This is a genomic window from Desulfovibrio biadhensis (assembly GCF_055388615.1).
The window spans coordinates 2,952,827-2,979,225 of the sequence record NZ_AP042477.1 but is presented as its reverse complement, the minus strand read 5'-3'; the positions used below and the strand labels follow the sequence as shown (position 1 = coordinate 2,979,225).

General features: G+C 53.2%; 26 protein-coding genes. 14 read left to right on the top strand and 12 right to left on the bottom strand.

Annotated elements, in window-relative coordinates:
• Window positions 1–227: 227 nt before the first annotated feature.
• The 6 genes from ACZ5EH_RS12835 to ACZ5EH_RS12810 all read left to right on the top strand — a co-directional run bounded on the left by ACZ5EH_RS12835 (window position 228) and on the right by ACZ5EH_RS12810 (window position 6,662).
• A complete protein-coding gene (locus ACZ5EH_RS12835) occupies window positions 228–1,688 on the top strand; it encodes an NAD-binding protein (RefSeq protein WP_464274275.1) in 1,461 nt (486 codons plus the stop codon).
• Between the two features lie 40 nt (window positions 1,689–1,728).
• Window positions 1,729–2,895 (top strand): cation:proton antiporter, encoded by a 1,167-nt coding sequence (locus ACZ5EH_RS12830; protein WP_464274274.1) that lies wholly within the window; start codon window positions 1,729–1,731, stop codon window positions 2,893–2,895.
• A 130-nt stretch (window positions 2,896–3,025) separates the two neighbouring features.
• Window positions 3,026–3,562, top strand: a complete 537-nt coding sequence (locus ACZ5EH_RS12825; RefSeq protein WP_464274273.1) for a hypothetical protein — start codon at window positions 3,026–3,028, stop codon at window positions 3,560–3,562.
• Between the two features lie 2 nt (window positions 3,563–3,564).
• Window positions 3,565–3,786 carry a hypothetical protein gene (locus tag ACZ5EH_RS12820; RefSeq protein WP_464274272.1) on the top strand — a complete coding sequence of 74 codons (222 nt, stop codon included), beginning with the start codon at window positions 3,565–3,567 and terminating at the stop codon, window positions 3,784–3,786.
• Window positions 3,787–4,788: 1,002 nt separating this feature from the next.
• Window positions 4,789–6,279, top strand: a complete 1,491-nt coding sequence (locus ACZ5EH_RS12815; protein ID WP_464274271.1) for a glycosyltransferase family 2 protein — start codon at window positions 4,789–4,791, stop codon at window positions 6,277–6,279.
• Window positions 6,280–6,455: 176 nt separating this feature from the next.
• Window positions 6,456–6,662 carry a hypothetical protein gene (locus ACZ5EH_RS12810; RefSeq protein WP_464274270.1) on the top strand — a complete coding sequence of 69 codons (207 nt, stop codon included), beginning with the start codon at window positions 6,456–6,458 and terminating at the stop codon, window positions 6,660–6,662.
• A 181-nt stretch (window positions 6,663–6,843) separates the two neighbouring features.
• On the opposite strand, the gene ACZ5EH_RS12805 is transcribed toward ACZ5EH_RS12810, so the two are convergent.
• From ACZ5EH_RS12805 to ACZ5EH_RS12790, 4 genes are all read right to left on the bottom strand, one after another.
• On the bottom strand, window positions 6,844–7,998 hold the full coding sequence (locus tag ACZ5EH_RS12805; protein WP_464274269.1) for a hypothetical protein: 1,155 nt from the start codon (window positions 7,996–7,998) through the stop codon (window positions 6,844–6,846).
• Window positions 7,999–8,026: 28 nt separating this feature from the next.
• Complete coding sequence (locus tag ACZ5EH_RS12800) at window positions 8,027–8,419, bottom strand: hypothetical protein (protein WP_464274268.1); 393 nt, start codon at window positions 8,417–8,419, stop codon at window positions 8,027–8,029.
• A 148-nt stretch (window positions 8,420–8,567) separates the two neighbouring features.
• Entirely contained in the window at window positions 8,568–8,891 is a 324-nt protein-coding gene (locus ACZ5EH_RS12795; RefSeq protein ID WP_464274267.1) for a hypothetical protein, read from the bottom strand.
• A gap of 542 nt (window positions 8,892–9,433) precedes the next feature.
• Window positions 9,434–9,616 (bottom strand): hypothetical protein, encoded by a 183-nt coding sequence (locus ACZ5EH_RS12790; RefSeq protein ID WP_464274266.1) that lies wholly within the window; start codon window positions 9,614–9,616, stop codon window positions 9,434–9,436.
• Window positions 9,617–10,509: 893 nt separating this feature from the next.
• On the opposite strand from ACZ5EH_RS12790, the gene ACZ5EH_RS12785 reads away from it, so the two are divergent.
• Window positions 10,510–11,235, top strand: a complete 726-nt coding sequence (locus ACZ5EH_RS12785) for a FadR/GntR family transcriptional regulator (protein ID WP_464274265.1) — start codon at window positions 10,510–10,512, stop codon at window positions 11,233–11,235.
• A gap of 280 nt (window positions 11,236–11,515) precedes the next feature.
• The gene (locus ACZ5EH_RS12780; protein ID WP_464274264.1) at window positions 11,516–13,924 is read left to right on the top strand and encodes a methyl-accepting chemotaxis protein; all 2,409 of its coding nucleotides are present in this window, start codon (window positions 11,516–11,518) and stop codon (window positions 13,922–13,924) included.
• Window positions 13,925–13,942: 18 nt separating this feature from the next.
• On the opposite strand, the gene mazG is transcribed toward ACZ5EH_RS12780, so the two are convergent.
• Entirely contained in the window at window positions 13,943–14,767 is an 825-nt protein-coding gene (gene mazG / locus ACZ5EH_RS12775; RefSeq protein ID WP_464274263.1) for a nucleoside triphosphate pyrophosphohydrolase, read from the bottom strand.
• Window positions 14,768–14,848: 81 nt separating this feature from the next.
• Entirely contained in the window at window positions 14,849–15,394 is a 546-nt protein-coding gene (locus ACZ5EH_RS12770) for a CvpA family protein (protein ID WP_464274262.1), read from the bottom strand.
• Between the two features lie 208 nt (window positions 15,395–15,602).
• Between ACZ5EH_RS12770 and ACZ5EH_RS12765 the strand changes: the two genes are divergently transcribed.
• Genes ACZ5EH_RS12765 through ACZ5EH_RS12750 form a run of 4 tightly spaced genes read left to right on the top strand, consistent with a single transcriptional unit; the run spans window position 15,603 to window position 21,407 of the window.
• Window positions 15,603–18,527, top strand: a complete 2,925-nt coding sequence (locus ACZ5EH_RS12765) for a hypothetical protein (protein WP_464274261.1) — start codon at window positions 15,603–15,605, stop codon at window positions 18,525–18,527.
• On the top strand, window positions 18,524–19,141 hold the full coding sequence (locus tag ACZ5EH_RS12760; RefSeq protein WP_464274260.1) for a DUF1318 domain-containing protein: 618 nt from the start codon (window positions 18,524–18,526) through the stop codon (window positions 19,139–19,141). Before ACZ5EH_RS12765 ends, ACZ5EH_RS12760 begins: the two co-directional genes overlap by 4 nt.
• Window positions 19,142–19,198: 57 nt before the next feature.
• A complete protein-coding gene (locus tag ACZ5EH_RS12755) occupies window positions 19,199–20,476 on the top strand; it encodes an HDOD domain-containing protein (protein WP_464274259.1) in 1,278 nt (425 codons plus the stop codon).
• The gene (locus ACZ5EH_RS12750; RefSeq protein ID WP_464274258.1) at window positions 20,469–21,407 is read left to right on the top strand and encodes a histidine kinase; all 939 of its coding nucleotides are present in this window, start codon (window positions 20,469–20,471) and stop codon (window positions 21,405–21,407) included. Before ACZ5EH_RS12755 ends, ACZ5EH_RS12750 begins: the two co-directional genes overlap by 8 nt.
• Window positions 21,408–21,435: 28 nt before the next feature.
• Here the strand turns inward: ACZ5EH_RS12750 and ACZ5EH_RS12745 are convergent, their stop codons facing one another.
• The 6 genes from ACZ5EH_RS12745 to ACZ5EH_RS12720 form a co-directional block, all read right to left on the bottom strand.
• Entirely contained in the window at window positions 21,436–22,347 is a 912-nt protein-coding gene (locus ACZ5EH_RS12745; RefSeq protein WP_464274257.1) for a HesA/MoeB/ThiF family protein, read from the bottom strand.
• Between the two features lie 2 nt (window positions 22,348–22,349).
• Window positions 22,350–22,607, bottom strand: coding sequence for a MoaD/ThiS family protein (locus ACZ5EH_RS12740; RefSeq protein WP_464274256.1), 258 nt, complete (start codon window positions 22,605–22,607; stop codon window positions 22,350–22,352).
• Window positions 22,608–22,679: 72 nt separating this feature from the next.
• Complete coding sequence (locus ACZ5EH_RS12735) at window positions 22,680–23,246, bottom strand: hypothetical protein (RefSeq protein WP_464274255.1); 567 nt, start codon at window positions 23,244–23,246, stop codon at window positions 22,680–22,682.
• A 243-nt stretch (window positions 23,247–23,489) separates the two neighbouring features.
• Window positions 23,490–23,654: a hypothetical protein gene (locus ACZ5EH_RS12730; protein WP_464274254.1), complete on the bottom strand. Its 165-nt coding sequence runs from the start codon at window positions 23,652–23,654 to the stop codon at window positions 23,490–23,492.
• 58 nt (window positions 23,655–23,712) lie between these two features.
• The gene (locus tag ACZ5EH_RS12725) at window positions 23,713–24,414 is read right to left on the bottom strand and encodes a tetratricopeptide repeat protein (RefSeq protein ID WP_464274253.1); all 702 of its coding nucleotides are present in this window, start codon (window positions 24,412–24,414) and stop codon (window positions 23,713–23,715) included.
• Between the two features lie 328 nt (window positions 24,415–24,742).
• Entirely contained in the window at window positions 24,743–24,904 is a 162-nt protein-coding gene (locus ACZ5EH_RS12720) for a hypothetical protein (protein ID WP_464274252.1), read from the bottom strand.
• A 522-nt stretch (window positions 24,905–25,426) separates the two neighbouring features.
• On the opposite strand from ACZ5EH_RS12720, the gene ACZ5EH_RS12715 reads away from it, so the two are divergent.
• Both ACZ5EH_RS12715 and ACZ5EH_RS12710 read left to right on the top strand, forming a co-directional pair.
• Window positions 25,427–25,894: a hypothetical protein gene (locus ACZ5EH_RS12715; RefSeq protein ID WP_464274251.1), complete on the top strand. Its 468-nt coding sequence runs from the start codon at window positions 25,427–25,429 to the stop codon at window positions 25,892–25,894.
• Window positions 25,895–26,168: 274 nt separating this feature from the next.
• Window positions 26,169–26,390 (top strand): hypothetical protein, encoded by a 222-nt coding sequence (locus ACZ5EH_RS12710; protein ID WP_464274250.1) that lies wholly within the window; start codon window positions 26,169–26,171, stop codon window positions 26,388–26,390.
• Window positions 26,391–26,399 lie beyond the last annotated feature (9 nt).

Sequence of the window (26,399 nt, the reverse complement as noted above, 5' to 3'; positions counted from 1 at the left end):
CGCATTCACGCCATCCAATGTATACCTGATATATATTCTGCATGGCGGCAAACACCTTCAAAGTCAAGGTATATCGACCGTATGTGGTTATTCCTGCAGTCAACATTTCACAGACACCGCCTCCCCATGGATTACCCTTTGCCAGATTCCCGCGGCCATTGTATTGTTTTTTATGGTTTGCCCAAAAAAACTATCGCCTTCAACTTCGAGGATCACAGGATAATACGATGCAGCCCATGCAGCCCATAACGGACCAGACAAACATGAAGGTGCTTATTTGCGGCCTGGGGCGGGTGCCCACCGAACTGCTGGAATTGCTTGGCGAAGCCTGGCAGGTCACCCTGGTGGACAAGGACCCCGAAGCCGTGGAAAAAGCCAAACCGCTGTTCCCCAATGTGCTTGCCGCCCACGTCGAGGATGCATCCAGCCCCGTGGTGCTGGAGCGCCTGGGCATTGCAGAGCACGATTATGTGCTGGCCCTCACTGACGACGACCACGCCAACCTTGCCATTTGCGCCACGGCAAAGGAAAAAGGCGTGCAGCACATTTCGGCCCTGGTCTATGCCAAACAAATGTATCCTAAATTCACGGACCTGGGCATTCATGTCCTCCATGCCAGCAATATGTTGGCAAAAATCATCCATCACTATCTTCAGGACCCGCGAATTTATGTGACGCCCATGGTACTCGGCTCCGGAGCGGTGTTCGAGATCAACGCTTCCGACCATTTCAGGGTCGTAGGGAAACGCGCGCGGCATTTTTCAGACAAGAATCACCGTCTTGTGGGCATTTTCCGGCAAAATGAGCTCCGCTTTCCCCGTGACAACACCGTCATCAAGGGCGATGACACGCTGGTCATCATGGGGCGCCCCCAGGTGTTCAAAGAGGTGTGCGGCCTGCTGGACTGCGGCAACCCACATTTCCCCTTGGCCTATGGCCAGAACCTGCTCATGGCTCTGCCTCAAATAGATAATAATTTCATCGACATGTCTGTTCGAAAAGCACAGTTCCTTACCAGAAACATCAAGGTCAAGGGACTGACCCTGGTCTGCCCCCAAAATGGGTGCGAAGAACAAATCAAGGAGCGTGACTGGCCTAGGTCTGTTACTCCAGCCAAATTCGCCTCCCGCAAAAATGACGAAAGCATGGCCGAGCGCCTGTTGAAAGTATACCGCGAGGGAAACTATGGCCTTGTTACCATGCCCCCAAGCAAGCTGAATGTTTTTGAAAAATGGTTTCGCTCACCCTATGTGGGGCTGGCCCACGAGCTGGATTGCCCCTTGTTGCTGATGCGTTTTACAGCGCCGTGGGAGAAGATTCTGGTTCCCTTCAACGGCACGCCCCGCGCTGAACATGCCCTTGGCGTGGCTGTGGACATTGCCCGCCAGTTGGGTTCCACCATTACGGTTGTACTGGTCGAACACCCTGAATTCATGCACGCGCCTGACGAGCGGGAGATGTACGATTCCGCCCTGACCCGGTTACGAGAGCTGGGGCATATTCACAAGACCCGCTTCGAAGAGTTGCGCCGCAAGGGTAATCCCGTAAAGGAAATCGCCCCCCTGTCCAAAGATTACGACCTGCTGATTCTTGGCAGCACCAACAACAGGGGATCGGTTTTTGCCCCAAATGTAGGTGAACTTCTTGCCCGCAGGGCGGCATGCTCCGTTCTGTTGCTGGCGAACTAACCCCAGACGTTTCTGCTACGCTGCCAACGGATACGATAATATGGAACTCAACGAGGCGCTTTCACTTTTGCTGGTCACCGGTGCAGTGGCCATACTGCCATGGGTCGGCAGACTTCTCCGACTCCCTTCTCCTGTGACGGAAATACTCTTTGGCGTTGTGCTGGGTAAAAGCGTGCTTCATCTTGAAATGGGGGGCGACTGGCTGCCTTTTCTCGCGCATCTGGGATTTCTGGTGCTCATGTTTCAGGCAGGAATGGAAATCAATTTCTCCATGCTGGAGCGCCAAAGCAAATCGCAGCTTGTCTTTCAGGTAGTGTTCTTCGGCGTAACCCTGCTTCTGGCGGTGGGCGCTTCTATACTTCTGGGGCGGGGGGTGTTCATCGCCCTGGTGCTGACAACAACATCCCTGGGCCTGGTCATGCCAGTACTCAAAGAGGCTGGCATGAGCCGCAGCCAGCTGGGGCAAAGCATCCTCATGGCCGCCACACTGGCTGATTTTCTGACACTGTTTGGCATCACTTTCTTTGTGCTTTGGGAACAGCACGGCCTGTCCTGGCGCTTTGTGCAGCCACTGCCCCTTTTTGCCGGCTTTGCCATGCTCCTCTGGTGCGTACGCCTGTGGGCCTGGTGGAATCCTGAGAAGGCAGCTCGTTTGCTGAAAACACAGGACCCGCAACAGCAAGGGGTGCGCCTTTCCCTGGCCTTGCTGTTTCTTTTTGTTGCCCTCTCCGAACTTGTGAATCTGGAACCCGTTCTCGGCGCATTCATGGGGGGCTCAATCATTTCCTTTGTCTTCCGAGAAAAAAACGAACTGGAATCAAAAATCAACGCCTTGGGCTTTGGCTTCCTCATTCCACTCTTTTTTATCTATGTCGGAATGCAGTTTGATCTGGCAAACGTTCTTGAGCCAGGCCGCATAACCTTCACTCTGTGGCTTCTGTTGCTGGCCCTGGCCGTGAAGATCCTGCCCAGCCTGCTCTACCCGCTCTGGAACATGCCTATCAAACAGGGGCTGCTCGCAGGGCTGCTGCTCTCTTCGCGGCTCTCGTTGATCATCGCCGCCGCCTCCATTGGCCTGCAAGAAGGCTTTATTACTCCCGAACTCAAGGACTCCATCGTGTTGCTGGCTCTCTTGACCTGCTTTATCGGGCCAACATCTTTCAAGATAGCCCTCGGCCCCCTGGGCACAAGACGCTCAGGCTGGTGATAGATTGTAGGGTGGTAGTCCATCTTTTCTTGTCGCAGCGAAACAGCTTTTTCTATTAGATACAAAATAATTTTTATCTTGCCCTGGATTCAAAGCGCACATTATCCGATGAAGAAATCATGGAGGAAGAATGAAGAACCAATCTATGACATCTTCAAAGGATACACCGGTTGAAGAGGCGCCCCAATTCCTTACACTGACGTCTTCCACTATTCGTCTTGGGTACGGGTCCGAGGTATTCCAACTCTCCAACATCACACGGATTGGAAAATACAAGGTCAAATCTCAAAACGCGATATTCATCCTACTTTTCATCTTGTCCTTGGGCATTGCCGGCCTGCTTTTCACCCTGGCCGCCTTTTTTGGGAGCAGCCCCTTTGTTGCAGGATTAATCATCAGTGGTATTGCCATCTTGCTGTATTTCCAAATCGCCAAACCCGGCATGTTTGCTTTTGGTTTTGAGTGCACCTCTGGCGCCTCACGATACATTTATACAACAGATGAAAAGTTTATAGACGAAGTGCTTCTCACCACTGCGGCTTTCATTGAAAATTCCCAAAAAGACAATATGGTCATAAACTTCAACAATAAATCCATTGTAGATTCAGGGCAGAAGATAATCGTTGGCAGGGACAACAACGGGCCAATCTTCCAAAAAGGAAATTGAGCATGGGCAACGGAAGACAGATAAAGATTGGCAGAGACAATAATGGCATCATAAACCAGGGTGATAACACTGGTGCAAACCAACAGCAGAATAGCGTACACAAACCGCCCCACCACCAGGAAAAGCCCAAAGGCAAACTGAGTCACTTGCAAGGGTGGCTTATTGCGATTGGCTCCATCACCATAGCCACAATGGCCATTCTAACTTTTTTTCTCAAAAAATAGGGCTCTTCCAGCCCTCTTCAAACCTCCCCCCAAGTCCTTTTACATTGCTGCCCTCGCATGTAGCAGCGAGTTACCTTCCTATTCATTCTCGTTCAGGGGTAAACGTCTGTGCTCCTGATTTTCTGCAGAATATTTTTGGAGGGCCCTCCTTTTCTTGCGCCTGCCACGCCTTATTTTACGCCATTTTGAACCCCCCTCACGAAATGAGAACCTAACACTCTGAAATATTGAATTAAAAATCTATTGACTTTTTGCCGCAGGAAGCAGATTACCGCTATCCAGATTGAAGTACCTTTTGCGCCTTTATATATTTTTCTCATTTATTTCATATTGTTGTCTTTCACATGTAGTATTTCATCCTCTTTACAACAGTGAAGATGGAGAACGACACAATGAGTAGTGATCGTCGGTATGGGCCTGCAGGAAGGCGGCATTCCCCTCGAAGGAACGGGGGCCATCAAATTGCAGACGCTTTTGCCCTGCTTCATAACGCGCACATGGCTCAATGTGGCTTTTGGGCTATTGCGCACAAGGCGCCCAGGCGAATGAGATGTTTTCCTGAGATCACCCGAGCCTCTATCTCTCTGTTTTTTCTTCATGAAGCGCCCCCTGTCAGGCGCAGTACAAGTACATGATTGCAATATCGCACTATTGCAATTCGCACACTAGTACTATTTTGCCCACATACATCACACACTGTGTGTATATGCGCACAACACATCCATTACAAAGAAGTAATACTAGTACTGTGCGTACCTTTTACATTAGACGCGATCCCTTGTCTGGAGCGGCCTCTGTGCTTTCCTTTATTACATTTTCAAACCTTAATACTCTGTATTTGCGACATAAATTATTGTTGACATTTACCCTCAACAAGCAGATTAACGCTACTCAGATTGCATCCCCCTAGCGCGTCCACCTACCAATCTCCATTCATCCTTACACCTTATATGCGTGCATCAATAATCGATGCATAGCAAATGTAAAAAAAGGGAGAAAACAATGAATACTAACCAGATGAACGAAAATAAATACGGGAGATACTTTCCCTACGCTTTTCTCCAGAAGAGAGCGCTCTCTGACAAAAACGATCACAACTTCCTGAACAGGTTACTCGTTCTAGCGGGTGTGGTAGCGCTCGCAATAGCTGCTGCGATCATGGTGATTCTCTACGACGAAGAATTCAAGAACATGTGGGGGGAACTGGAAAGCTCACCCATGCTTCTTGGCATTAAGGTCCTGTTCGCAGTCAACATCCTGGTGTTCATCTGGCGCGTTTTGCTCGTCCTCACCCGAAAAGAAACGCCTCTGTGCGAAGATCAGGAACTGCTCACCTGCACGGTGATAATCCCGGCATACAACGAAGGACGCCAGGTGCTGGAAACCATGCGCAGCGTAGCCAGAAGCAACTTCCCCATGGAAAAACTGCAAATCGTCTGTGTAGATGACGGCAGCCGCGATGACACTTGGCATTGGATGCAAAAAGGTGGTGAAGAACTAGGCGACCTGGTGGAACTAGTGCGCCAGCCTGCAAACAAGGGAAAACGCCATGCCCTTTACGAGGGCATAAAGCGCGCCACAGGGCAGATTCTGGTGACCATTGATAGTGACAGCGAAGTGGACCCAATGGCTCTGCGTCAAATGTCCAGCGTCTTTTCCCGCAACCACAGGGTCGGCGCCGTGGCGGGCAATGTTCGCGTTCTCAATCTAAGTGAAGGCATTCTCCCGAAGATGCTGGACGTTGTATTCACCTTCACCTTTGACTTCATCCGGCTGACACAAAGCAGGGTCAACACGGTTTTTTGCACCCCTGGCGCCCTTTCCGGCTACCGTCACTGTGCGGTGGAGCCCATTCTCGAAGAATGGCTGCACCAGCGCTTTCTTGGGAAAGAAGCCAATATTGGCGAGGACAGAGCCATGACCAACAAAATTCTCCGAGAAGGGTGGCTTACCCATTTTCAGTCTAACGCGGTGGTCTACACCAACGTGCCCACGCGCTATATTGGACTTTCCAAGATGTATCTCCGCTGGGCGCGGAGCAATGTACGCGAAACCCTGGCCATGGGGAGCTTCATTTTCCGCAAAATTCGGCCGGAAGCCATGTCCGGTGCGAGGATAAACTACTGCCTAGCCATACTGAAACTGGTTCTTGCCGAAGTTTCCAAAGCCGCCCTCATTTGGAGCATTTTTTCTTTGCCCGCCATGGTTCAAGTTAATTTCATCATGGGATTGCTTTTTGCCGGCATGGTCCCAGCCATGATACACCGATTGCGCCATGGCGGCTGGGACTGCATCTGGGCCTTCCCCTACATATATTTTTCAACAATAGGCCTCAGCTGGATCAGCTTGTATGCCCTGCTAACCCCGCATCGCAACGGCTGGTTGACACGAAACCACCCACAGGCGCAGCAGGTGTTGCAAATGCTTCCTCAGTCCCGTGGCGTAGGCGAGCTTGCCACAACTTCAGTTTCGCTGAATAACGATCTAATGTAGGCAGCTTCTGCACAGCAGCCTTTTGCGTCTTACCTTTTCAAGAGGGAGCCCCAGGGCTCCCTCTTCCCTTTCCCCCCACTTCTTTTTAAATTTTTTCCCACCACTCCCTAAAGAGCGAGACCTTTACTGCCGATAAGTGACAGTGAAAAGCATGAACAGAATCTCGGGAGGCAAATATGAGTATGATCGACCTGCAGTCCGGTCTGAGTGGCATGATGGGTTCGCTTGAAACGCAAAAGATGGCGACGGAACTGATGCAGAAAACCGTACAGCCTGAAATGGGTGAGAAAGTTCCCGCACTGGTCAATGACAACCAATCAGACAACACCATGCTGGCCAAGGCGGTGCCTGGCCTGGGCGACAAGCTTGACGTAAGCGTTTAGCACACCAGAGACAGCGCTCCTGACCGCCGAAGGGAGCGCGCCTTGTCATAATGTGCAGCGCCAGCCATTGCGACAAGGCACAAAAAAAACGCGGTGCGAATGAGTCCTTGCCAGGCCCTCATGCGCGCCGCGCTTTTATATTATTTTTGAAGTGGGGTCAGCCCCATACTCTGTTACATGCTCAGGGTGCTTTCAGAACGCTCTTCCCAACTGCCTCACGCATGTAATTCTTAATCAATTCAGCCTGCAATTCCTGCTTGGTGAATTTTTCAAGATACTTGCCCTTTTGCAAAATAGGCTCGAATTCTTCACGCTGCAGATCATCGTTATTCTGCACGCTCGCAAGCAGGAGCTCCACTTGCGGTTCCAGCTTCTGCCGCATTTCTTCCTCAGACATCTTGCTGATGGCGGCATTGGCCTGTGCTATGGCTTCCGGACTGGGAAGATTCGGAGCCTTGATCACTGATTTAAGGTTGGTCGCGAACAATTTGCAGCCCTCGAAAATATGATTGGACTTGACCATGTTCATGCTTTTCCACCCAGCCTTGACCCACTTTAGTAGGCTGACACTCGTTTTTCCTGGAGTCTCCTCGCGCATTACGAACACGGTAACGGCGTCATACATAGAGGCTTCTGCCCAACTCACCCCAGTCATCAGGTTTCCCGGCAGTCCGGAATAAAAGAAGTACCAGTCTCCCTTCGGTCCAAAGGGGCAGCCCTTCTTGCCCACATCGCTTTTAGCCGCCATTCGCGAGACGGAAACTATGGTAGGCACGCCGTCTGCCTGATAGCCGGAGACCAGACGATTGACATCATAGGAATAATAGGTGCCTGAGTTGGGATCAGGCGTGGTGGCTTCCGACTCCTGCCCCCGAAAGGAGACGGCGTTGTCTGCATCAGGAAGGGTCGAGTATAGTCCCGCCAGTCCCGCGCGAGCTTTCGCCGTATCGTGCCAGCCTCCCAGACGAACCGAGCCAGGATAGATAGCATGTGGCGGAACATTAGGATTTTGCATGTATTGCGCCACCTTGGAGAGCGAAATCGGCAGCGTGAACTTTATATACGCGCCTTCCATGCCGTCAAATTCCGGCACGTCCACATCTTCGTTATCCCCCGTGTCCATACTTACAAACTCCAGGAGATTCTTTGCCCTGGAATGATGGAACGGGAGGTCCGGGCGCTCTACCATCTGCATTAATTGCTTTACATCTTTCATGGCGCCTTCAAGAGCCTTATCCACTTCTGCATTGCCAAACAGCCCTGCCTGGACAGGTGAAGCAAGCAATAAAATGCACAGTAATATTGCGACAACGCCGCAACGTGTCGAAAAGATCACGGAATCCTCCTGAAAAAAAGAATGCGGGCTACTGAGCTGGACCACCTTCAGGACCAGTTGAAAAAGGCGACATCTCCTCAAGCTCGAGGGCCTGCACTTTTTCTTCCAGCCAATCAATGATGGCGCGAGCGGTCTGATAATTCATAAAGACCTTGGCATGAACGTGGCGCACGATGACTTTTGTCTTCTGCTCTTCAAGGGAACTGACTTCTTCCCCCACTGAGCCATCGGCATGAATGAAGCGTTCAGAAAACGGGGGCAGTTTGTCTGATTCACTATAAATATTCATCTCGATTTCACCCTGCGGACTTACCCCGCCCCAAACACCGTGGGCAGGCACACGCGGGCAAGCATCATCGAGCTCATATTCGTAAACGATCTTCAAAGGAAAATCAGGGCGCTCGGGGTTGTCCCGACTCATGCGCAGACTCCTTGGTGGCTGTCATTATTGTGGCAAGCGCAAAATGGTTTGCATCCTGCGGCCTACAATCTGGATGAAGAAAAACGCATACCTCATACAAGGAAGTGCGACAAGGGGCAGCAGTAAATTATATTCCCCCTCTGTGGCTTCACCCTTTCCAGTTGAGAACCGTACCGGAACTGTCTTCAGGCGAAATCACAATGGGCCTCGTCTCCGGCAAACCAGGCGGGCCGATCCATGCCGGCATGCCTGATTGCGTCCTGTCCAGAAATCCAGCGTCGTATTCGCCTGCCGCCTTGTCTCGCATCTGCTGCACGATTTGCGCTGCTTTTTCCAGAAGTGGCGGATCTTGCACAGGCAAATAGGGCAAATCCCTGAAGCTCAAAACAAGGGGCTGATCAAACCATTCCTGGAAGGATTTGATCCCAAGAGCAAACCGCGTCAATTCAACGTTATCTGCTATACGCCCCATCGTAAACTCCAATACCCGTCTTACAAAGCTAATTGTTATGGGCAGTGCAGGAATTCTCAACAATGCAAGTCTACAATGTAATAATATGCCAGGGCTGGTGCAAAGTAAAGCGACCCAAAGGAAAGGGTGATTTTTCCGCCCAGAAAATAGGCGCCGGGGAAAGGCTTTTGACCTTTCCCCGGCAGGATGGAGAGAAGAGGTCCGGACAGGGGCAGGGATCCCGCCCGGCTTTGGGGAGAGAAGGAGTCGTATGTGCCGGCCGGCTGAGCGCCGTGTTAAAGGCGGCCGCTTTTGGCAGGGGTAAGCGACGGCCCGGGGGTGCACGGCGCGTTTTATGAGGAGGCGCGCTGGCCCGGCTTGCCCCTTGGCTCCATGGCAATACGTAGCAAAGGGGGCTTTTTACGACTCATACAGACAGGCTTGTCTGTCATGCCTGCTTTATTGGCAGGTCATGAGTACGGGCCCTGGCAGAGGCCCGAACAATCGTGAGCGGAAGACACGTTTGCGTACGACCGCTTTTTGTCAAATATCGTTCCTACGACTTAGTGAAGGAACAGCAGGTAGCAGAGGCTGGCGCCGGCAATGTACAGCGCTGCAAAAATGCCTACTTCAACGACACTTCTGGCTATATCCGCTACGTAAGAAACTTGCTTGTTACTTTCGTTGGCAGCTTCGGGCTGCGCCTTCTGCGAAGTATACAACGGCGATGTAATGGTCGTTTCCATGTCAGTCTCCTGATTGATCAATAAATCAATTGCTGGTCGGACCACACGTAATGTCGTTCTGGTCAGCTGTCAATATTTTCTTGTGAAAAAAATAATTTTTTCAGTAAACACTCTATTTTTCGGCATTTTACTTCAAAAATCGTCCAGACTCACACTTTATCCTCTTATTCGAGGCATTTGCCTTCTGAAGGAGAGGTGCCCTCCAGGTCCGATGGTCATTTCGGACCTGGAGGACATAAAGAGGAGTAGGAGGTCAAAAGAGGCAGTGTGTGCGCTGCCTTTTATTGTAATGCTTTTCAAGCCTCAGGGAGCTGGAAAAGCAGTGTGCCCGTTACTCGCAATGTCGAAGAGCAGAGCCAACAGCAACCATTCTTATTGAAGGGTTACGGCGACAGTATGTCTCCTGCGTTGTGTTGCAGCGTCATACTGTCGGTTGGTCAGACCACAAGTAAGGACATGCCAGCCACCTATCAAGCGCAATCTCAATTTTTTTTTCACATTCTCCTCGCAAACAACAAACACCAGCTGGAAGGGCCTGTTAATTATCTATAATCATATACAAAAATGAACACCGTATTTTCCGTGTCTCCCACCGGGTATTCGCTCCCCCTTGCCGCCTCCCATGCACCTAAGCTGAAAACGCAGGTTCCCATGTAGACAATCCAGCGAAACCCGATTTCGATATTCCGAGCAAACCAGCAACATTTTTTTTCTGGTTCGAAAACCAGTCCACAACCGACCTTACGCATTTTTCTGAAGTGAACTGTTTTTTACACCGCAACCTCTTGCAATAACGTGTAAAGATTCACCGTTAACACTTGACAGCACACGTTTAGGGGCATATATGCCTGCCTGTCTGGTCATACCACAAACATCAGGGAGCACCCGGTACAATGCAAGAGCTTTTCAAGGAAGTTAAGGTTCAGAAGGTATCTGACGAAATTGTGCGCCAGATAATTGCGCACATTGCTGACGGTTCGCTCAAGCCCGGTGATAAACTGCCTTCTGAAAGAGAATTGGGGGACATGCTCGGAGTGGGGCGCTCTTCCTTGCGTGAAGCAATGACAATTCTTGAAACCATGGGCCTGGTTGAAATCCGCAAACGCAAAGGGAACTTCGTCAAAGGTATCAAGACCACCCTGGACATTGATCCCCTCAAGCAAATCCTTAAGGAAGATCCCAGCAAGATCGATTCCTTCTACGATCTCCGCAATGACGTTGAGCTTGCGTCTGCGAGCGCTGCCGCAAAAAATCGTAATGATGAAGACCTGAAAATATTGCGTACAACCTTGAAGCTCCGTGACACAGCATCAGGTGTGGACCCCCTTACGCCGTACACCAGCCGCGACGACAGGGAGTTTCATGTGGCCGTGGCCCAATCCACACACAATTTTCTGCGCGTTCATGTCATTCGCCACCTTTTTGATTATACCAGGGACTTTCAGGAGGACGTCTTCGTCAAACTTATCCGCAACCAGGATAAAGTTTCCATGATCCTGACCCAGCACGAAGCCATCTATCGCGCCATTGAAAAACGCGATGCAGAACGCGCACGCGAAGAAATGTACAGCCACCTCTCCTGGGTAAACCAGACCATTCGCGAATACCTGAGCGTTTAGGGAGCCCAGCGCTCCCTTTTTTACAGCCGTAGCTAAGGCGCTGCTGTTTCTTTTTGTGCTGGCTTTCCTCGTATGCCGCCCTCTTCTCTCCTCCCACCTGGCACCTGTCCTTGTGCGTTCCCGAACACCCCTTGCTCATTTCCTACCTTTTAATTCAATTTTTTTCATAATTCATGTCGGCTAGTTATCTGTTGTTACTGTCACGAAGTCTAACTTTAATACATTTGTCACAATTACATGTTTATTGGTTAACGATTCAACAATCAAAAGGATCGATACCATGCTGCATCTTGAAAAAACGTCTTTCCGGACCAAATTCATACTGGGCGTCAGCCTCGCGGTAATTGCTGCGATCGTCGCCATGAGCCGGATCAACCTGCAACAGGTACACAAATCCCTGAACATGCTGGGGCGCACATCACTTGAATCCTACGCGGGCAACGTGCTTTCAGTCATGCAAATGCAGCGCGCGTTGCTTGAGGAAAAAGCCCGTACCGATCTGAGCCTTATGAACAAGGAGATCAACTCCTTGGGCTTTCCTACCTTAAACCGAATGAACTCCATGCAGATGGACGTTACCGTTGATGGCGCGACAGAAACCATGGAAGTGCCCTCTCTGGACATCGGCTCCACCCCTTTGAATGGCAACGACGCCCTCATTGATGACATCAAATCAAAGGTGGGCAGTGATGCCGCCGTGTACCTGCTCGACAAAGGGCTGCTCATCAGGGTCGCCAGCACGGTGCAAAACGCAGAAGGCGAGCGCCCCTTGGGCGTTGCAATCAAAGAAGGGGATCCTCTTTACCAGGCTGTCACAAGTGGAGAGAGTTATTTCGGCATCGTGCAGGAAGTGGATGGCTGGTATCAGGCGGGTTTCATGTCTCTGAGCGATTTCAATGGCAAACCCATTGGCGCTTTGGAAGTGGAGCGCAAGGTCATTACGCCTGATTTTGAAAACACGATCCGCGCTCTCAATTTGGGAGGAGAAGGGTATGGGTTCATCTACTCCGAAGATGGCACCCTGCTTTCGCACCCCACATTGCTAGGGGATTCCCTTCAGCAGTTTCCTTTTTGGGACAGCTTCCACGAAATCACCGATGGCTTTTCCGAGTACACCTATCAGGGTGATAAAAAAATCGCCTACATCAAATATTTCGCCCCCTGGCGTATGTACTTTGCCTTTGCCATGGAGCAGCAAGCCATGACGTTTGGCCTGCTGGACCGACTGACCACCAGCTCCTTCGCTTTGGCAGGGGGCGCTGTGATCGTCCTGGTGCTGATCATCATCCTTCTGATGCGCCTTATCTCCCGCCCCTTGCGGGAACTTTCCAGCTACACGCGGGAAGTTGCAAAAGGCAATTATGACGCCACCATCGCGTATAATGCACACGACGTCATTTCAGAGACCATCGCATCCGTTCAGGATATGGTGCTCGAGCTCAAGAAACGGCTCGCATTTTCCGAAGGAGTCCTCCACGGTTTTACCCAGCCCTGCTCCATCATCGGTACTGACCAGACCGTACTCTGGACCAACCAGCGCATGCTGGACCTTTTGGGCAAACAAGGTGTGCCGGAGGAGTATATCGGACAAAAAGCAGGCGTCTTCTACCATGGCGACCCGAACCGGGAATCTCCTTCATGTGTGGCGCTGCGCGAAAACAGAGTGCTTCATAAAGAGGTCAAGCACCTCCTGCACGGTGGTGAAGAACGCATCATAGATGTCACCGCCACCCCTTTCCAGGATGCGGACGGCAACATGCTGGGCGCTCTTGCCGTATGGTACGATTTGACGGAAATCAGGCGCCAGCAGCAAATCATTGAAGTGCAGAGCACCAAGATTGCGCGGACCGCAGAGGATGCGCAGGAAATCGCCCAGAGTCTTGCAAAGGCGTCCGCCCTGCTCAAAGGGCAGGTGGACGAAACCGAAAAAGGCTCCCAGATGCAGTTGCAGCGCACAACCGAAACCTCAACGGCCATGGAGCAGATGAACGCCACGGTAATGAATGTGGCTCAAAACGCCACGGAGGCGGCAACCAAGGCCGATACCACGCGCCAAATGGCAGAAGCGGGTGCGGAAATCGTGGACAAGGTGGTGGAGACCATCAAACTGTTGGAAGAACACTCCAACTCTCTGCGCCAGAGTAATGACCAGCTTTCCCAGCAGGCCGAGGATATTGGCTCCATCATGCAGGTCATCGAAGACATTGCGGATCAAACCAACCTGCTGGCTCTCAATGCCGCCATTGAGGCCGCCCGTGCAGGCGAAGCCGGCCGGGGTTTTGCCGTGGTGGCCGACGAGGTGCGCAAATTGGCGGAAAAAACCATGGCAGCCACCAAACAAGTGGGGCAGGCCATTGTTTCCATTCAAAGGGACTCGCGCCGCAATTCTGAAGCGACACACCGCGCAGTGGAATCCGTACATGAAAGCACCGAACTGGTGCAGCAATCACGCGAGGCTTTGACGGGCATCGTCTCCATGGTAGAGCAGACAGCGACCCAGATTCAGTCCATTGCAACAGCTGCGGAACAGCAGTCTGCATCCAGTCAGGAAATAAATGCCGCCACTGAAGAGATTAAGATCATCTCTTCTGATACGGCCCAGGCCATGCTGCGTTCCAACGAGGCCGTTCACGAAGTCTCGGAATACGCGCACCGGCTGAGCAACATCATCGATGAAATGCGCGGCTAGCAGAACGGGAGCCTCTGCCTACTGCCCGCCCTCTTCCTTATCGTGCAGCAAGACCTTGGCTTCCTGCCACAGTTTGTCCTGATCGGCCAAACTCATTGAAGGCAGGTCAAGGCCCCGTTCTCGCGCCATTTCTTCCATGGCCTGAAAACGTGCGAGAAAACGATGGTTTGCCTTATGCAGGGCGGCGTTTGCTTTCAATCCCCTGCGGCGCCCCCATTCGATGAGCGAAAAAAGATAGTCGCCAAATTCGTGTTCCAGAGCAGGATCGGGGCCATCTTCCGTATTGCCGTCCCAGGCATCGAGAGCCTCTTGCAGCTCTCTTTGCTCCGAAGCAATCTGGGCGTCCAGATCCGCGTCATTTTCCCAGGTAAAGCCTATCCGCGCCGCCTTGGAGTGCAGGCGATACGCACGGAGCATGGGGGGCAGGCTGGAAGGCACGCTGTCCATCACACCTTTTGGCGTTGCGGCGTCCTTTTTCTCTTCACGCTTGATGCGCTCCCAGTTTGCCAGCAACTCTTCCTGGTTATCAAATTTCGTTTCGGCAAACACATGGGGGTGGCGCCGGATCATCTTGGCCGCATTGCCTTCCATGGCGTCAGCCAGGGTGAAGTCGCCCTTGCGCTCATACAGGGTGGCGATGAACAGCAACAAAAAGTTGACATCGCCCAACTCCTCGGCGGCCTCTTTGGCGTCGCCGGAGCGAATGGCTTCAACGAGTTCGTAAGATTCCTCGAGGATGTAGTCGCACAGACTTTCCACGGTTTGCTTCTGGTCCCACGGGCATCCGCCGGGCCCTAACAGGCTGTCAATGACGTCGAGAACACGCTTGTAAGCGTCAGACATTGTATCCTCTTGAATGTGTGGCGTTGTATGAACAAGAAATGGAAATTACATGACTTCTGCATCATGTCGCAGGGAAGCGCCTTACCCCTGCGGGCTGGAGGCCTGATCACTTTCATCCCCTGGAGCATCAGGCTGCAAAGCATCAGGGTCAATGATCCGATACATATCCACATCGGGCATGTAAGGCCGCAGTCTGTTGGCCGCTTCTTCCAGGTATGGCGCGCTGCGAGAGGTATTAACAAGGGTGGAGTCCGGCAGGTATTGAGACATTACCAGAAAGATGACCAGACAGATGAGCCCCGCCTTGACCACCCCAACCACAGCGCCGGCCAGCTTGTCCAACCAGACGGCAGTGGAGGGCGTCATCTTGCTCAATAGCCGCGCCAGCAGGGATACCAGAATAATGCTGCCAATGAAGATCAGCAGGTAGGAGATGGTGGCGCTCCACTTGGGGGTATCCAGGATACGGTTCACATCCGGCGCGAGTTGCAGATGGTACTTGTTGGCCAGAAAAAAACCGGCCACAACGCCAGCAATACCCGCCACTTCGATGATGAAGCCGCGAAACAACCCTCTGACAAGAAAATAAAGTGCGATACCGGCAAATACGAGATCAAGAAAGTTCATATATTCTGAGCCCAACTCTTTGGGTAGCAAGGTGCTGTAATGAATGTGCCAAGACACGGTAGTGTCTGTGTTTTGTGTCTATAATAGCAGATCACCTTCAAAAGGAAAAGCGCCCGCCCCCTTCCTGTTTCTGGAAAGTCCTTTTCCTACGGAGTAAAAAGCATGCCCAATGGTTGCGCAGGGGTGCGCCTGGGCGTAAAGATAGCTCATGAGACACCATCTGCTGCGTCTCTTCATCTCCTTTGCAATCTGCCTGTCGCTCTGCCTGCCTCTCCCGGCTTTGGCAACGGGTGAATCCGCTCTGCAAACAGATACGCCCAGCGACATTCCCGGGGTGCGACTTTCAGGCGCCCTGCTCATGCACTTGCTTGGCGAGGAAACGCCCTACGGCGGGGAAGTGGAAATATCCGCCCACTTCCCTGCTCTCAAAGGTTTGGAGCAACCCCCTTATTTTATCGCGACCATCAAGGATTGGCGTGTAAATTCTCCCTGGCTGGCAGGCGTATTCTCCGGCACAGCCACCCTGCGCAAAGACGAAGGGCGCCTGATCATAGAACGATTCGCTCTCTCTTGCCCGGAAGCCACGGTGACCTTTGAGGACGTTCCCTTGGAAAAGATGGCGCTTTCCATTTCCGGCCGTGCTGAAAAGGATATTTCCAGCCAGTCATGGCGTTTGCCCTCACTTTCCCTGGAGCTTGGCCAAGGGGGCAAAGCGCTTTCCTTGCAAGGGAGCGCCTCCTGGAGTCCGGGCAAAGGTGTCGCCGGCCTTGAAGCCAGCCTGGCCGGCGCAATGGCAAAAGCAAAAGATTTCCAGGATATTCTCAGCCCGCTTCTGCCCACTTGGCTGCTGGACGCCGGTGCAACAGGAAGCTGTAATGTGACCTGTGAGATCACCCCCTCCACTGAAGACGCGCAAGGCTTGAGCATCCGCGCCGTGCTCCAGCCACGCAAGGTCACCCTCTGGTCCAGACAAGGCGCTGGCTCGCTCTCTGGGCTTGCACAATTCCAAGCGCACATGGATCAGGATGGCATGTTTGAATCCTGGAGCCTGGAAAGCAATCTTACATTACCAGGGGGCAAGGCATTCAAAGGCGCTCGCCTGGCCTTGGCCCTCCAAAGCATAGAGGGAGACGCCGATTCCGCTGCCATCCGGAAATGTGTGGTGCGCCCCTTTGCAGCAGCAGATGGCTCTCCATTGGAATTCAATGGGCGCATTCGCTCCCTGGAGGAAGCCGTTTCTCTTGAAGGGTTGGCGCTGCAACTGGGGCAGGCCGGCAGGCTTTCCGGTTTGTTGGTATTAAGTAAGGAGGCGCTTTCCGGTTCACTGTTCGGCAAAGGCCTGGACCTGGGGCAAGCGGACGCCTTCATCCGCCAGTTATGGGCCCTGCCCTTTCCGAGCTACGCCCCGCAAGGCGTCATCGATACGACCATTTCTCTTTCTGGCTCGCCCGATTCCCCCGCGATTGTTGCGGATCTGAAACTTGGCGGTGTAGGGTTCGCTTCACCGGATGGAGACCTGCTTGCGGAAAACGTTGGGCTCTCCCTGCACAGTGAAATCACCGTTGCCAAACAAACGCAGATGCACTTCACGGTTTCCGGTAGCAAAGGGGGCATGCTCTACAAGACCGTTTTTCTGGATTTAGGCGTCAATCCTCTATATTTTCAGACAAAAGCCACGCTTGACCCCACGGACACGTTGCGCTTGTCCGGATTCCGCCTGCAACTCGAAAAAATGGGGCTGGTCATGGCTAACGGCAGTGTCACACTGGGCACCCCCATAGCCTACAATATCGATGCTACGGCCTCCCGACTCGAACTGGAAAACATCTTCACCAATTTTGTCCGCGAACCATTGGCCGCAGCAGCACCTGCATTGTCGGATGCCGTGGCGTCAGGAGGCGCAGCCCTGGAGATTCAGGCAAAAGGCGCGGGTACGTCTGCAACATTGGCGGGAGAACTGGACCTGGTGCAAGCAGGCTTTGCCATGGGAGACAATGAAACCGCCATCAAAGGATTACAACTTCACCTCCCGTTTTCATATGACTTGACAGTGCGAAAACGCGCAGAAAAAAATGCCACGACGCGCGGTAGGATTTCAGATAAAATGGATGTTTCATGGGGGGCAGGTTCCGCCAAAGATTTGGCGTCTGGACCACGACATGGCGTACAGACCGGCACGCTCAGCGTATCCCGGATAACCACGCCACTGGGGAAAATCGAGAGTTTGAACATGCCTGTGTGGCTGGCTGACAACCAGCTGGGGCTGGCTGGTGCGGTAAGGCTTCCCCTATACGGGGGCGCTCTTGCCATCAGTAATATACGCATTGACAATCCCCTTGCAGAGGATTTCTCCATGCGTTGCAAAGCAGTGCTTGAAAGCATTGATTTCGCACAGATACATGCTGGCCCTGTACCGCTGCAAGGCACACTGCAAGGTGATCTTGGTCAGATCACTTTGGACAAGAAACGACTCACAACGCAAAAGGCACTAAACGGTTCCTTTTTTGGCGGTGAGTTAACTGTAAAGAATGTCGGCGCATTACGCCCTCTGAATGCAAGCAGAACGATGATGGCGGATGCCTCGGTAAAAGGGCTGGACCTTGAACGACTGAGCAAAGCCCTGGATTTGGGCGAAGTCACAGGCAGGCTTGATGTAAACCTGCAGGATCTGGAAATGGCCTACGGTCAGCCGGTAGGGTTCCAGCTTCAGGCCCGCTCCATTCCCACAGACGGGGTGGACCAGGACATCAGCTTGAAGGCCGTGAACGCCATATCCGTGATGGGAACAGGACAAGGACTGACGGGAATGGGCGTCAGCATGTTCGCTTCGTTCTTCAAATCGTTCGCCTACGAGGCCATCGGCCTTGCCTGCGACTTGAACAACGATATATTCAAGGTTAGAGGATTGATTAAGGAAGGCGGAGTTGAATACCTTATCAAGAAACCGCCACTTTTCGGAATCAACGTAATAAATGGAAATCCAGACAACAGCATCAGTTTTTCCGACATGCAAAAGCGTCTTGAACGCGTCCTTTCACCCAGTGGGGCTAAAATATCCCTGTTTGAGAAAGCGACCTTTGCAAAGACTCCCGCTTTTCTCACAATGCTGAAGGACAAGGAGATTGTACAATGACTTCCACGAACCATACCGCTTCCCGCCCTTTCTTCCTGCCCCGCCTACAGCGGATGACGCTGTCCATGTTTGCCTTGCTGCTTCTGGGCGCATGCGTCACGGTGAACATATATTTCCCCGCTGCTGAAGTGGAAAAGGCGGCCGAAGACATCGTGCAGGATGTCTACTCCAATGATCAGCAAGGGGGCGCGGACGAGAGCTCCTGCCTCCAGATATTTGTGGCACTTGCCGAGCAGTTGGGCCCCGCCACGGCCCATGCCGCCGACGCAAAAACCGTAAGCAATGCGGCCATCCGCAACTTGAAGCAACAGATCGTAGAGAACTACAAACAGATGAAGCCTTTTTACGAGTCGGGCAATCTGGGCATCGACAGCAAGGGACTTCTCGAAATCCGCAATACTGACGGCCTGAACATACAGCAGGTGGCTCAGCTCAAGCGCCTTGTTTCCTCGGATAACAAGGCCCGCCAACAACTTTATGCCGAAGTCGCCAAGGCTCTTGGCGTGGAATCCTCGCAGGTGAGCAAGGTGCAGGACATCTTTGCCCAGGAGTGGCAATCAAAAGCGCCTGCTGGCTATTGGATTCAACAATCCGGCGGCTGGCGCCAGAAATAATGGCCTATCAGTCCGGTGACAGAACAGATAGAACGGGACACAAAGGAGTGTAATGGAATGGGGCGACTCCCCCTGAGCGCATTGAAACAGGGCATGGTCCTGGCGGACGATGTGCGCGACCGTAACGGCAGGCTGCTGCTTGAGGCCGGCCTTGTATTGGAGGAGCGCCATCTGCGCATCTTCAAGATATGGGGGATTGCCGAGGTCTTTGTAGAGGCTGACGAGGAGCCTCCTGATCCGCCTGAAGAACGAGGCATGACCAAGGAGATGCTTGAGGCCGCAGAGCAGTACCAGCGGGCCCGTTTCGCGCACAACGACCTGCAGAACGAACTCATTGCCGTGCTGTTGGCCTTTTGCGTGGACGCCACGGCAAAACGCTGCACCAGTGACGCGGTCTCCCCGGCTGTCCTTGTGGGCCGTTCCATTTCGTTACGATCAGGCCCGCCCCCTGAAGAACCGCCGGCGTCATCGACGCCTTTTCCCAAAGAGCTGCTTTTTGATGCCGAAAAACTGGTGCGCGAAGAACTGAGCATGGGAACGTTGCCCATGATCTTTCACAAGCTTGTGGAAGTGGTCAACGATCCACGCAGCTCCGCACTGGACGCCGCGGATATCATTGAAAAAGACCCTGAGCTTGCAACGCGCCTGCTAAAGATAGTGAACAGCAGCTTTTACGGGATGCGGGCCAAGGTGGACAGTGTCTCCCGCGCCGTCGCCATAATCGGCGGCAACCAGCTCCTCAGCCTTGCCGTGGGACTCAGCGTAGTCACGGCGTTCCAAGGCATACCGGCCGAGATGGTGGACATGGAATCTTTTTGGCGGCACAGCGTCGGGTGTGGCATCGCGTCCCGCCTGCTGGCCGGACACCAGAGCTTTTCGAACACGGAGCGCTTTTTTGTAAGTGGCCTGCTGCACGACATTGGCAGGCTTGCGTTGTATACGGAGAAACCGGACGTGGCGCGCAAACTCTTGGAACGCGCCCGGGCCGCTGGAAGACTGTTGGTGGAGCAAGAATTGCTTGACCTTGGATTCAGCCATTGCCGACTGGGGGGGTTGCTGCTTGAAACATGGAAGCTGCCCCTCTCCTTGGAAAGCAACGTCGCATTCCACCATGATCACAAGCGCGCCCAACACAGGCAAGAGGCCGCCATCTTGCATGTAGCTGACTTTCTTGTAAATGCCCTGGAGCAAGGCACCAGCGGGGAGCGTTATGTCCCCAGCATTGATCCTGAAGCGATTCAGGATCTGACCCTTACCCCGGGCGTACTCGTGCAGGTGGCGCAACAGGTGAATCTGCAGCTTGATGACGTACTACGGTTCTTTACACATGACTGATAGCGGACGCAGTGACGACAACAAGCGCGACGAGTTGGAACAGCGCATCAAGACCCTGGAGCAACAAGCCAGGCTGACATACGATATCCTTGAAATGGCGTCTACTCTTGGAGATTTTCAGACCAACATCAACAAACTCCAGGAGCCCACCGATATCTTGCGCGAAACGACCAAACGCATACAGGGCTTTATCCCCTTCCAGGGGGTATCATACTTTCTCGTGGACGAGCGTACCCAGGACTTCGCACTGACCTTGTGTCAGCCCAAGGAGTTGACGGAGTATCTTGCTGGGGAAGTGGACTACCTTATAGAAAACGGCGTGTTTTCTCTGGCCCTGCGCGAGCACAGCCCCATCCATGTGCACACGCGGTGCGGCAAGCAGCGCCTTGTTATGCATTCGCTTTCCACCAGCTCGCGCACACGCGGCATGTTTGTAGGACTACTGGGGCGCACGGAGCGCACCGTCTCCGGCCTGGTCCTTTCGCTGCTGTCCATCATTCTGAAAAACTGCGCAAACGCCATCGAGAGTTTCGAGCTCTACAAATTGTTCCGTGAAAACGAGTGCCGCTACCGAGAATTGGCGGAATTTCTCCCCCATACCTTGTTCGAAACCGACCCCGCCGGCTTTTTCACCTTTGTCAGTCAGGGAGCCGTTCATCTGGGGCTGGAGCCGTCGGTACTGTGCAATCACACCCGCGTTGTCGATCTGCTGGATAAAGACAGCGCAAGCGCGCTTGAAGAACGTCTGGCAGCCTGCCTCGAAAAACAGCAGGCGGAAGGCGTGGAGTGTGACGTGACCCTGTCCTATCCGGAAAGGGCCATGGGCAAGGCACTGTTGCGCATGCGCCCGCTGCACTCAGGAGGCGAATGTATAGGGTGGCGTGGTATGCTGGCGCTCGATGAATCCACCAAGGAAAAGAACAGCCCCTAAGAAGTATTCTCCAAGCCGCCAGCAAGGGTCAAAAGCCCAGCTTCACCTTTTCAAAGGTAAAATCTTCCAGGTCGAAAAAAAGCACCCTTCCCTCTTCTTTTTCCTCAGAGACCAAGAGCCTGAGGACTTCTGAAGCCTGTAGCGACGCTGCCAAATGTACTGCCGGCGCCTGGGTGCCGAGATAATCCTCTGCTGGAGCGTTTTCTCCCGCGTCCTTTTTGGCCTCCAGCTCTACTTTGTCATCGCAGCACGCGCCAAAAAGCAGCCCGGGCCCGGCATCTCCGGGGAAATAGCTGCCTATGCACCCCCCTTGCCCTGCAACGGCCGCGCTGACCATGGGCACGCCAGCCGCAGTGGCGGCCTGCCACAGACTGGGGCGGCATTCCAAACCTCCCAGCGCGTCCACCACAATATCCACTTCACTGGCCAACGAGACCATGCTTGGGGCGGTCAAATCTTCATCTACAGGGCGCAAAACGACATCGGGATTCACCAGGGCGACGCGCTGCGCTGCAGCCTGGCTCTTGGAGAGCCCTATTGTTGCGCTGGTGGCGAGCAACTGGCGATTCAGGTTGCTTTCCTCAAAATGGTCGCCATCAGCCGCGATGATATTGCCGACACCGGCCCTGGCGAGGATTTCAAGAACACTACCCCCTAATCCTCCAAGTCCCACCAGCAGGACGCGCGACTGCAGCAGGGCAATCTGGTCTGCCAGACTGTAGGCAGCGAAATTGCGCGCATAGCGTTCGGGAATTATCCCCTGCTCCAAGGCAGCCAGGGCGCAATCTCTTGCACTGCACCCGTTTTCGGCGGCAATACGTTCAAGCTCCACCCCAGCGATGCTCGCATAGGGGGCGCCATCAGGTCTGCGTTTGGCTGCCGCACGCTGCTTTATCGCTTCCACAACCTCTGTACTGGGCGAGTCGGCTGTGTTTCGCATCGTTACCCCCCGGAAACCAGGGGAACGAATCCCACACTGTCGCCATCCTTGAGAGTGCTGTCCCATTCAGACTGCTCGCGATTGACGAACACCAGATTCACTTCCTTGCGGGGTATGCCGAGGCGCTCCAGAAGTTGCAGGGGTGTTTCTTCCGCCCCAATGTCAACGACACCGCCTTCGGGCTGATACTTGGCCAGGGTTGAAAGACAACGCACTGTAACGTGCGCTGCTTGTTGCTCTTCAGATGTAGTGGCACTCATTGTAGCCTCCGGTCGTTTTTGCTGCTCACCTTGCCAACCTGGGCTGCCATCCACTCTCTAGCGCCCCCAACCTCAGGTTGTTTCAGGCGCGGCCGCTTTCCCAGCATTGGGGCATTCGCGCCGCAGGTGGCAAATGTCGCATCCACCGACAAATGGGTAATGCGTCAGCATGGCATACTGGCGTTCAAGTGCGCCAGACTCGTTCCAGGGCACGCCAGCATCGACCAATGCCTTGCGCAAACGTGTGGATGGTTCCGGCACAGGGGCGCACCCTGCGTAGGCCACTTCGGGCACCAGGTCCCGGATTGTGGCCATGAGCATTGCCTGAGCCAGATTGTTCACGGAAAAGGCGCGCGAAGGCGCAGTTTCCCACAGCTTGTTGACTTCCTCTTCCACAATGTCTTCCAGCCAGACAAGAATGTATTGCTGCTGGCCCAGACTGATGCGTTTCACGCGTAACAACCCATGCCAACGCTCCCAGTACTCGTCGATGATAGCCGCGCTTTCCTCATCTATCCGTTTTGTCTGGGTGATGAGCATGAACTGCTCCATGTCAAAATATGGAACGATTTCGACATCTTCTATCTTGTGGGTTGGTTTTTTTCCGGTCTTGCGGCTCACGAGTACTGCATCCTCCATGTTTTGCCCCCCGCCATGGCTGAGGGCTGCAATTCAAGATGACACCCTGCGTTCTGTGCAGCGATTATAATCAACCTACTCCCCGATCAGCGGTACCGACGGGCCGTTACTATTAAAATAAGGGCCGATATGCCCCTGCGTCAACGCCCCCCGGTGTATGCAGCCAGGAAGATAAAACAAGCTCCGCCCTCGACTTGAGCCGGGGGCGGAGCACTATGACTAAAACCGAGCAAGATGCTGCTGTTATTCTGTTTTCGATCTTTCCTTCTGGTAGGAGTCTTCGAATTGATCAGCACCTTTTTCTACGTTGTTCACTACTTTGCCAGTTGTTCGTCCTGCCCAGGAACAGGCGCCAAGGCTGGCCAGCAATATTACTCCTGCAAGCATGAGGGCTATGAATTTTGGCATGGCTACTCTCCTTAGAAGAAAAACTGAGCAAATTTATCAATGCAAACGGGACTGATTGCTACTTTAATTCCCTTGCCTTACGAAAATCACGAGAGGCTTCAGCATTTTGCCCCTTCTTATTATAAGCTTCGCCCCTGTGCAAGTAGGCCTCCCTGAACTGTGGGTATAGCTCAATGGCCTTATTGAAATCATTGATAGCTTCATCCATCTGGGCAAGGTTCAGGTGGGCAACCCCTCTAGAATACCAGAACATTTCATTTTCAGGATCCAATTCCACGGCTCTGTTCAGATCACGCAGCGCATCGGTGAAGCGCAACATTTCCTTCCAGACAAGCCCACGGTTATACCAGGCTTTAGCATGTTGCGGATCCAGCTCCACTGCTCGGGTATAGTCGGCCAGCGCTTCTTTGTATCTCTTCATTTCAGCGTGGAGCAAACCCCGATTATAATAGGCAGTGGCGAATTTTGGATTGAGCTCGATGGCCTGATCGTAGTCCAGAAGAGCTGCGTCGCGCATACCCTTCTGATAATAGATCATCCCTCTGTTGTTGTGGGCCAGGAACAAAGCGGGCGCCGTAGGAGAAAGCTCTCCGGACTCAATGACACGGGTATAGAGTTGCAGGGCTTCGTCCAAATTACCTGCGCTATGCTGTTGCACAGCGGTGTTGATATCATCCTGCCAGGCGGCAAGACAGATTCCGGATTGAAAAAACAGGGCAGCCGCCAGCATTGCAGCCACCGCGGAACGCAAAATAGCCATATCGTGTGCCTCCAAGGCAGAGTGTTGCCATAAAAAAGAGCCCCGAGTAGCAAGGCTCCCGCTGCCAACTATGCGTCACAATCGACACGCATGCAAGTAAAGTGATCAGGTTTTGAAGACGACAGGGGGCTTGGAAATGCCTGATTATTGCTCAAAAACAGGTAATTACGTGGGCAGGAAAGGCTAAAAAGCAGTAGCGACAACAAGCGATTTCATATGGTGACGCGAATACACACCATAATTCATCTGCAAGCTGAAAATTCCCCGTCGCCCCTTTTTATGGAGCGACGGGACCAGTTGCAGGGCATGCGCTCATATTTTCCCTCGCTCAAACAGTAAGATGCCGGGAAGAGAGCGCTGCAATGAGCTTGCCGCTGCTGTTGTAAACCGGGGACGCCTCAATGGCTACGAGTTCTCGTGCAAGGTCGGGGTCGGCCATTACTTGGCGACGCAACTTCATCTTGGCAATGTTCTTGACACTATCCATCATCGATGAAACTTCGTGTACCGGACCCGCCTCTGAGGATACCTTGCCAGTATTATTAGCGAATTGCATATCCATCATGGATAACCTCCCTTCGCCAAACGGCTGTTCCGCCGTGCTTCTTCGGGTGCTTCCCTGCGCCCGACAACTCTTTTATCGGACACTTCAGAAAATACTTTATTGTTACAGCCCATTTTTTCTTGTGCTTTGCATCACTTTACCGTGTTTTCTGCACGCATGTCATGAGCACTTACCCCCATTCTCTATGGCGCTATAGTCGCCCACCTTCGCTCACCGCCCCTTCAATACCCAGCTATCCCAAGCGCATCGGGGATCCCCTGAAAACTCCCCGTGCGCGCTGCAGCGCTTCTTGCGATCAGGCCCCCGAGAGGGTAAAGAAGCGCACAATGCATTTACAGTCCTGCCCTGCTTGGGTCGCACGCCACGGCCTGCCATGGTCTTCCTTAGTCTGGCCGGCAATTTTACAGGACTTGCTCCACTGCACATGCAAAACGTTTCGGAGGTAACATGCCTGCTGTAATGACTGCCAAAAAAACACATATCACGCTTGCTACGCTGCTTGTCGCTGCCTTGCTTCTTGCTACGACGGGTTGCCAGCAGCAAGCCACATCCAGCCTGAGTATGCCCACGCCTCCCACGCCATCGCAATTCGTTCTTGTGAACCAGTCCACCCTGCCGGGTTTTTATGGCGTGTGTACGCTTGATGGGGAGTTGCTGAACTACAAGATCAGATCTGCGCAATATGTCGAGCGCCCCCGTTTGAAAGAAGGCTACCATCGCCTGGAGTGCCATGCAGAAGCCTTGTCTCTACAGCTCAGCTTCGACTGCGATCATGATTTTCGGGTATACGGCGATGAACCGGTCTATATATCCCTTTCTGGGCGCACCGTCCCCGGAGCATGCACAATCAAAAGGCTTTCCATGCTGCCCGAAGATTTTGGCAGCCAGTATCATCCCGCCAACGAAAGACTGTAACCACGCAGAAAAAGCAACGGGGGCGTTGGCTCCAGCGCCCCCTTGCACTGTTCTTGAAAATGGGCTAATTCCGCCCTCCGCATGCTGCTCGAAGCGCGCGGCATCACGGATGAAGATGCAGCGCCCTGCAGCATGGGATGAGTCTTTGTTTGAAGTAAAACGGCGGAGCAAGGGAACTGCCTTTGCGTACTTGGTCTCTCACTTGTTTTGGAGAGCTGCCCACAAGAAACGGATGCGCGCCACCGCCGCCAGCGCGTCCTGACAAAACTGAATTATGCAGAATAAGAAGAAAGCAACAACAGTAGCGACCTGCATCACTTTTGAAGCACTCTTTTTCGTTCTTCTTGCCGCGGCCATTGGCTTCGGCTTCAACGCCCTTTCGGGCAGGCCCCTGCTTGAGCCTCTGCTCATTGGGCAGGACAGCCAAACCGGTTCTTCGCCACAGACGTTTGACACCTCTGCCCGCAGGGTCCAGGCCGCAGCAATAGCCCCCTGATTCTACCCG

What these genes read in the sequence shown, in the direction of transcription:
- ACZ5EH_RS12835 (WP_464274275.1), top strand. Translation starts at nt 228, where the DNA reads ATGCAGCCCATGCAGCCCATAACGGACCAGACAAACATGAAGGTGCTT.
- ACZ5EH_RS12830 (WP_464274274.1), top strand. Translation starts at nt 1,729, where the DNA reads ATGGAACTCAACGAGGCGCTTTCACTTTTGCTGGTCACCGGTGCAGTG.
- ACZ5EH_RS12825 (WP_464274273.1), top strand. Translation starts at nt 3,026, where the DNA reads ATGAAGAACCAATCTATGACATCTTCAAAGGATACACCGGTTGAAGAG.
- ACZ5EH_RS12820 (WP_464274272.1), top strand. Translation starts at nt 3,565, where the DNA reads ATGGGCAACGGAAGACAGATAAAGATTGGCAGAGACAATAATGGCATC.
- ACZ5EH_RS12815 (WP_464274271.1), top strand. Translation starts at nt 4,789, where the DNA reads ATGAATACTAACCAGATGAACGAAAATAAATACGGGAGATACTTTCCC.
- ACZ5EH_RS12810 (WP_464274270.1), top strand. Translation starts at nt 6,456, where the DNA reads ATGAGTATGATCGACCTGCAGTCCGGTCTGAGTGGCATGATGGGTTCG.
- ACZ5EH_RS12800 (WP_464274268.1), bottom strand. Translation starts at nt 8,419, where the DNA reads ATGAGTCGGGACAACCCCGAGCGCCCTGATTTTCCTTTGAAGATCGTT.
- ACZ5EH_RS12795 (WP_464274267.1), bottom strand. Translation starts at nt 8,891, where the DNA reads ATGGGGCGTATAGCAGATAACGTTGAATTGACGCGGTTTGCTCTTGGG.
- ACZ5EH_RS12790 (WP_464274266.1), bottom strand. Translation starts at nt 9,616, where the DNA reads ATGGAAACGACCATTACATCGCCGTTGTATACTTCGCAGAAGGCGCAG.
- ACZ5EH_RS12785 (WP_464274265.1), top strand. Translation starts at nt 10,510, where the DNA reads ATGCAAGAGCTTTTCAAGGAAGTTAAGGTTCAGAAGGTATCTGACGAA.
- ACZ5EH_RS12780 (WP_464274264.1), top strand. Translation starts at nt 11,516, where the DNA reads ATGCTGCATCTTGAAAAAACGTCTTTCCGGACCAAATTCATACTGGGC.
- mazG (WP_464274263.1), bottom strand. Translation starts at nt 14,767, where the DNA reads ATGTCTGACGCTTACAAGCGTGTTCTCGACGTCATTGACAGCCTGTTA.
- ACZ5EH_RS12770 (WP_464274262.1), bottom strand. Translation starts at nt 15,394, where the DNA reads ATGAACTTTCTTGATCTCGTATTTGCCGGTATCGCACTTTATTTTCTT.
- ACZ5EH_RS12765 (WP_464274261.1), top strand. Translation starts at nt 15,603, where the DNA reads ATGAGACACCATCTGCTGCGTCTCTTCATCTCCTTTGCAATCTGCCTG.
- ACZ5EH_RS12760 (WP_464274260.1), top strand. Translation starts at nt 18,524, where the DNA reads ATGACTTCCACGAACCATACCGCTTCCCGCCCTTTCTTCCTGCCCCGC.
- ACZ5EH_RS12755 (WP_464274259.1), top strand. Translation starts at nt 19,199, where the DNA reads ATGGGGCGACTCCCCCTGAGCGCATTGAAACAGGGCATGGTCCTGGCG.
- ACZ5EH_RS12750 (WP_464274258.1), top strand. Translation starts at nt 20,469, where the DNA reads ATGACTGATAGCGGACGCAGTGACGACAACAAGCGCGACGAGTTGGAA.
- ACZ5EH_RS12745 (WP_464274257.1), bottom strand. Translation starts at nt 22,347, where the DNA reads ATGCGAAACACAGCCGACTCGCCCAGTACAGAGGTTGTGGAAGCGATA.
- ACZ5EH_RS12740 (WP_464274256.1), bottom strand. Translation starts at nt 22,607, where the DNA reads ATGAGTGCCACTACATCTGAAGAGCAACAAGCAGCGCACGTTACAGTG.
- ACZ5EH_RS12735 (WP_464274255.1), bottom strand. Translation starts at nt 23,246, where the DNA reads ATGGAGGATGCAGTACTCGTGAGCCGCAAGACCGGAAAAAAACCAACC.
- ACZ5EH_RS12730 (WP_464274254.1), bottom strand. Translation starts at nt 23,654, where the DNA reads ATGCCAAAATTCATAGCCCTCATGCTTGCAGGAGTAATATTGCTGGCC.
- ACZ5EH_RS12725 (WP_464274253.1), bottom strand. Translation starts at nt 24,414, where the DNA reads ATGGCTATTTTGCGTTCCGCGGTGGCTGCAATGCTGGCGGCTGCCCTG.
- ACZ5EH_RS12720 (WP_464274252.1), bottom strand. Translation starts at nt 24,904, where the DNA reads ATGATGGATAGTGTCAAGAACATTGCCAAGATGAAGTTGCGTCGCCAA.
- ACZ5EH_RS12715 (WP_464274251.1), top strand. Translation starts at nt 25,427, where the DNA reads ATGCCTGCTGTAATGACTGCCAAAAAAACACATATCACGCTTGCTACG.
- ACZ5EH_RS12710 (WP_464274250.1), top strand. Translation starts at nt 26,169, where the DNA reads ATGCAGAATAAGAAGAAAGCAACAACAGTAGCGACCTGCATCACTTTT.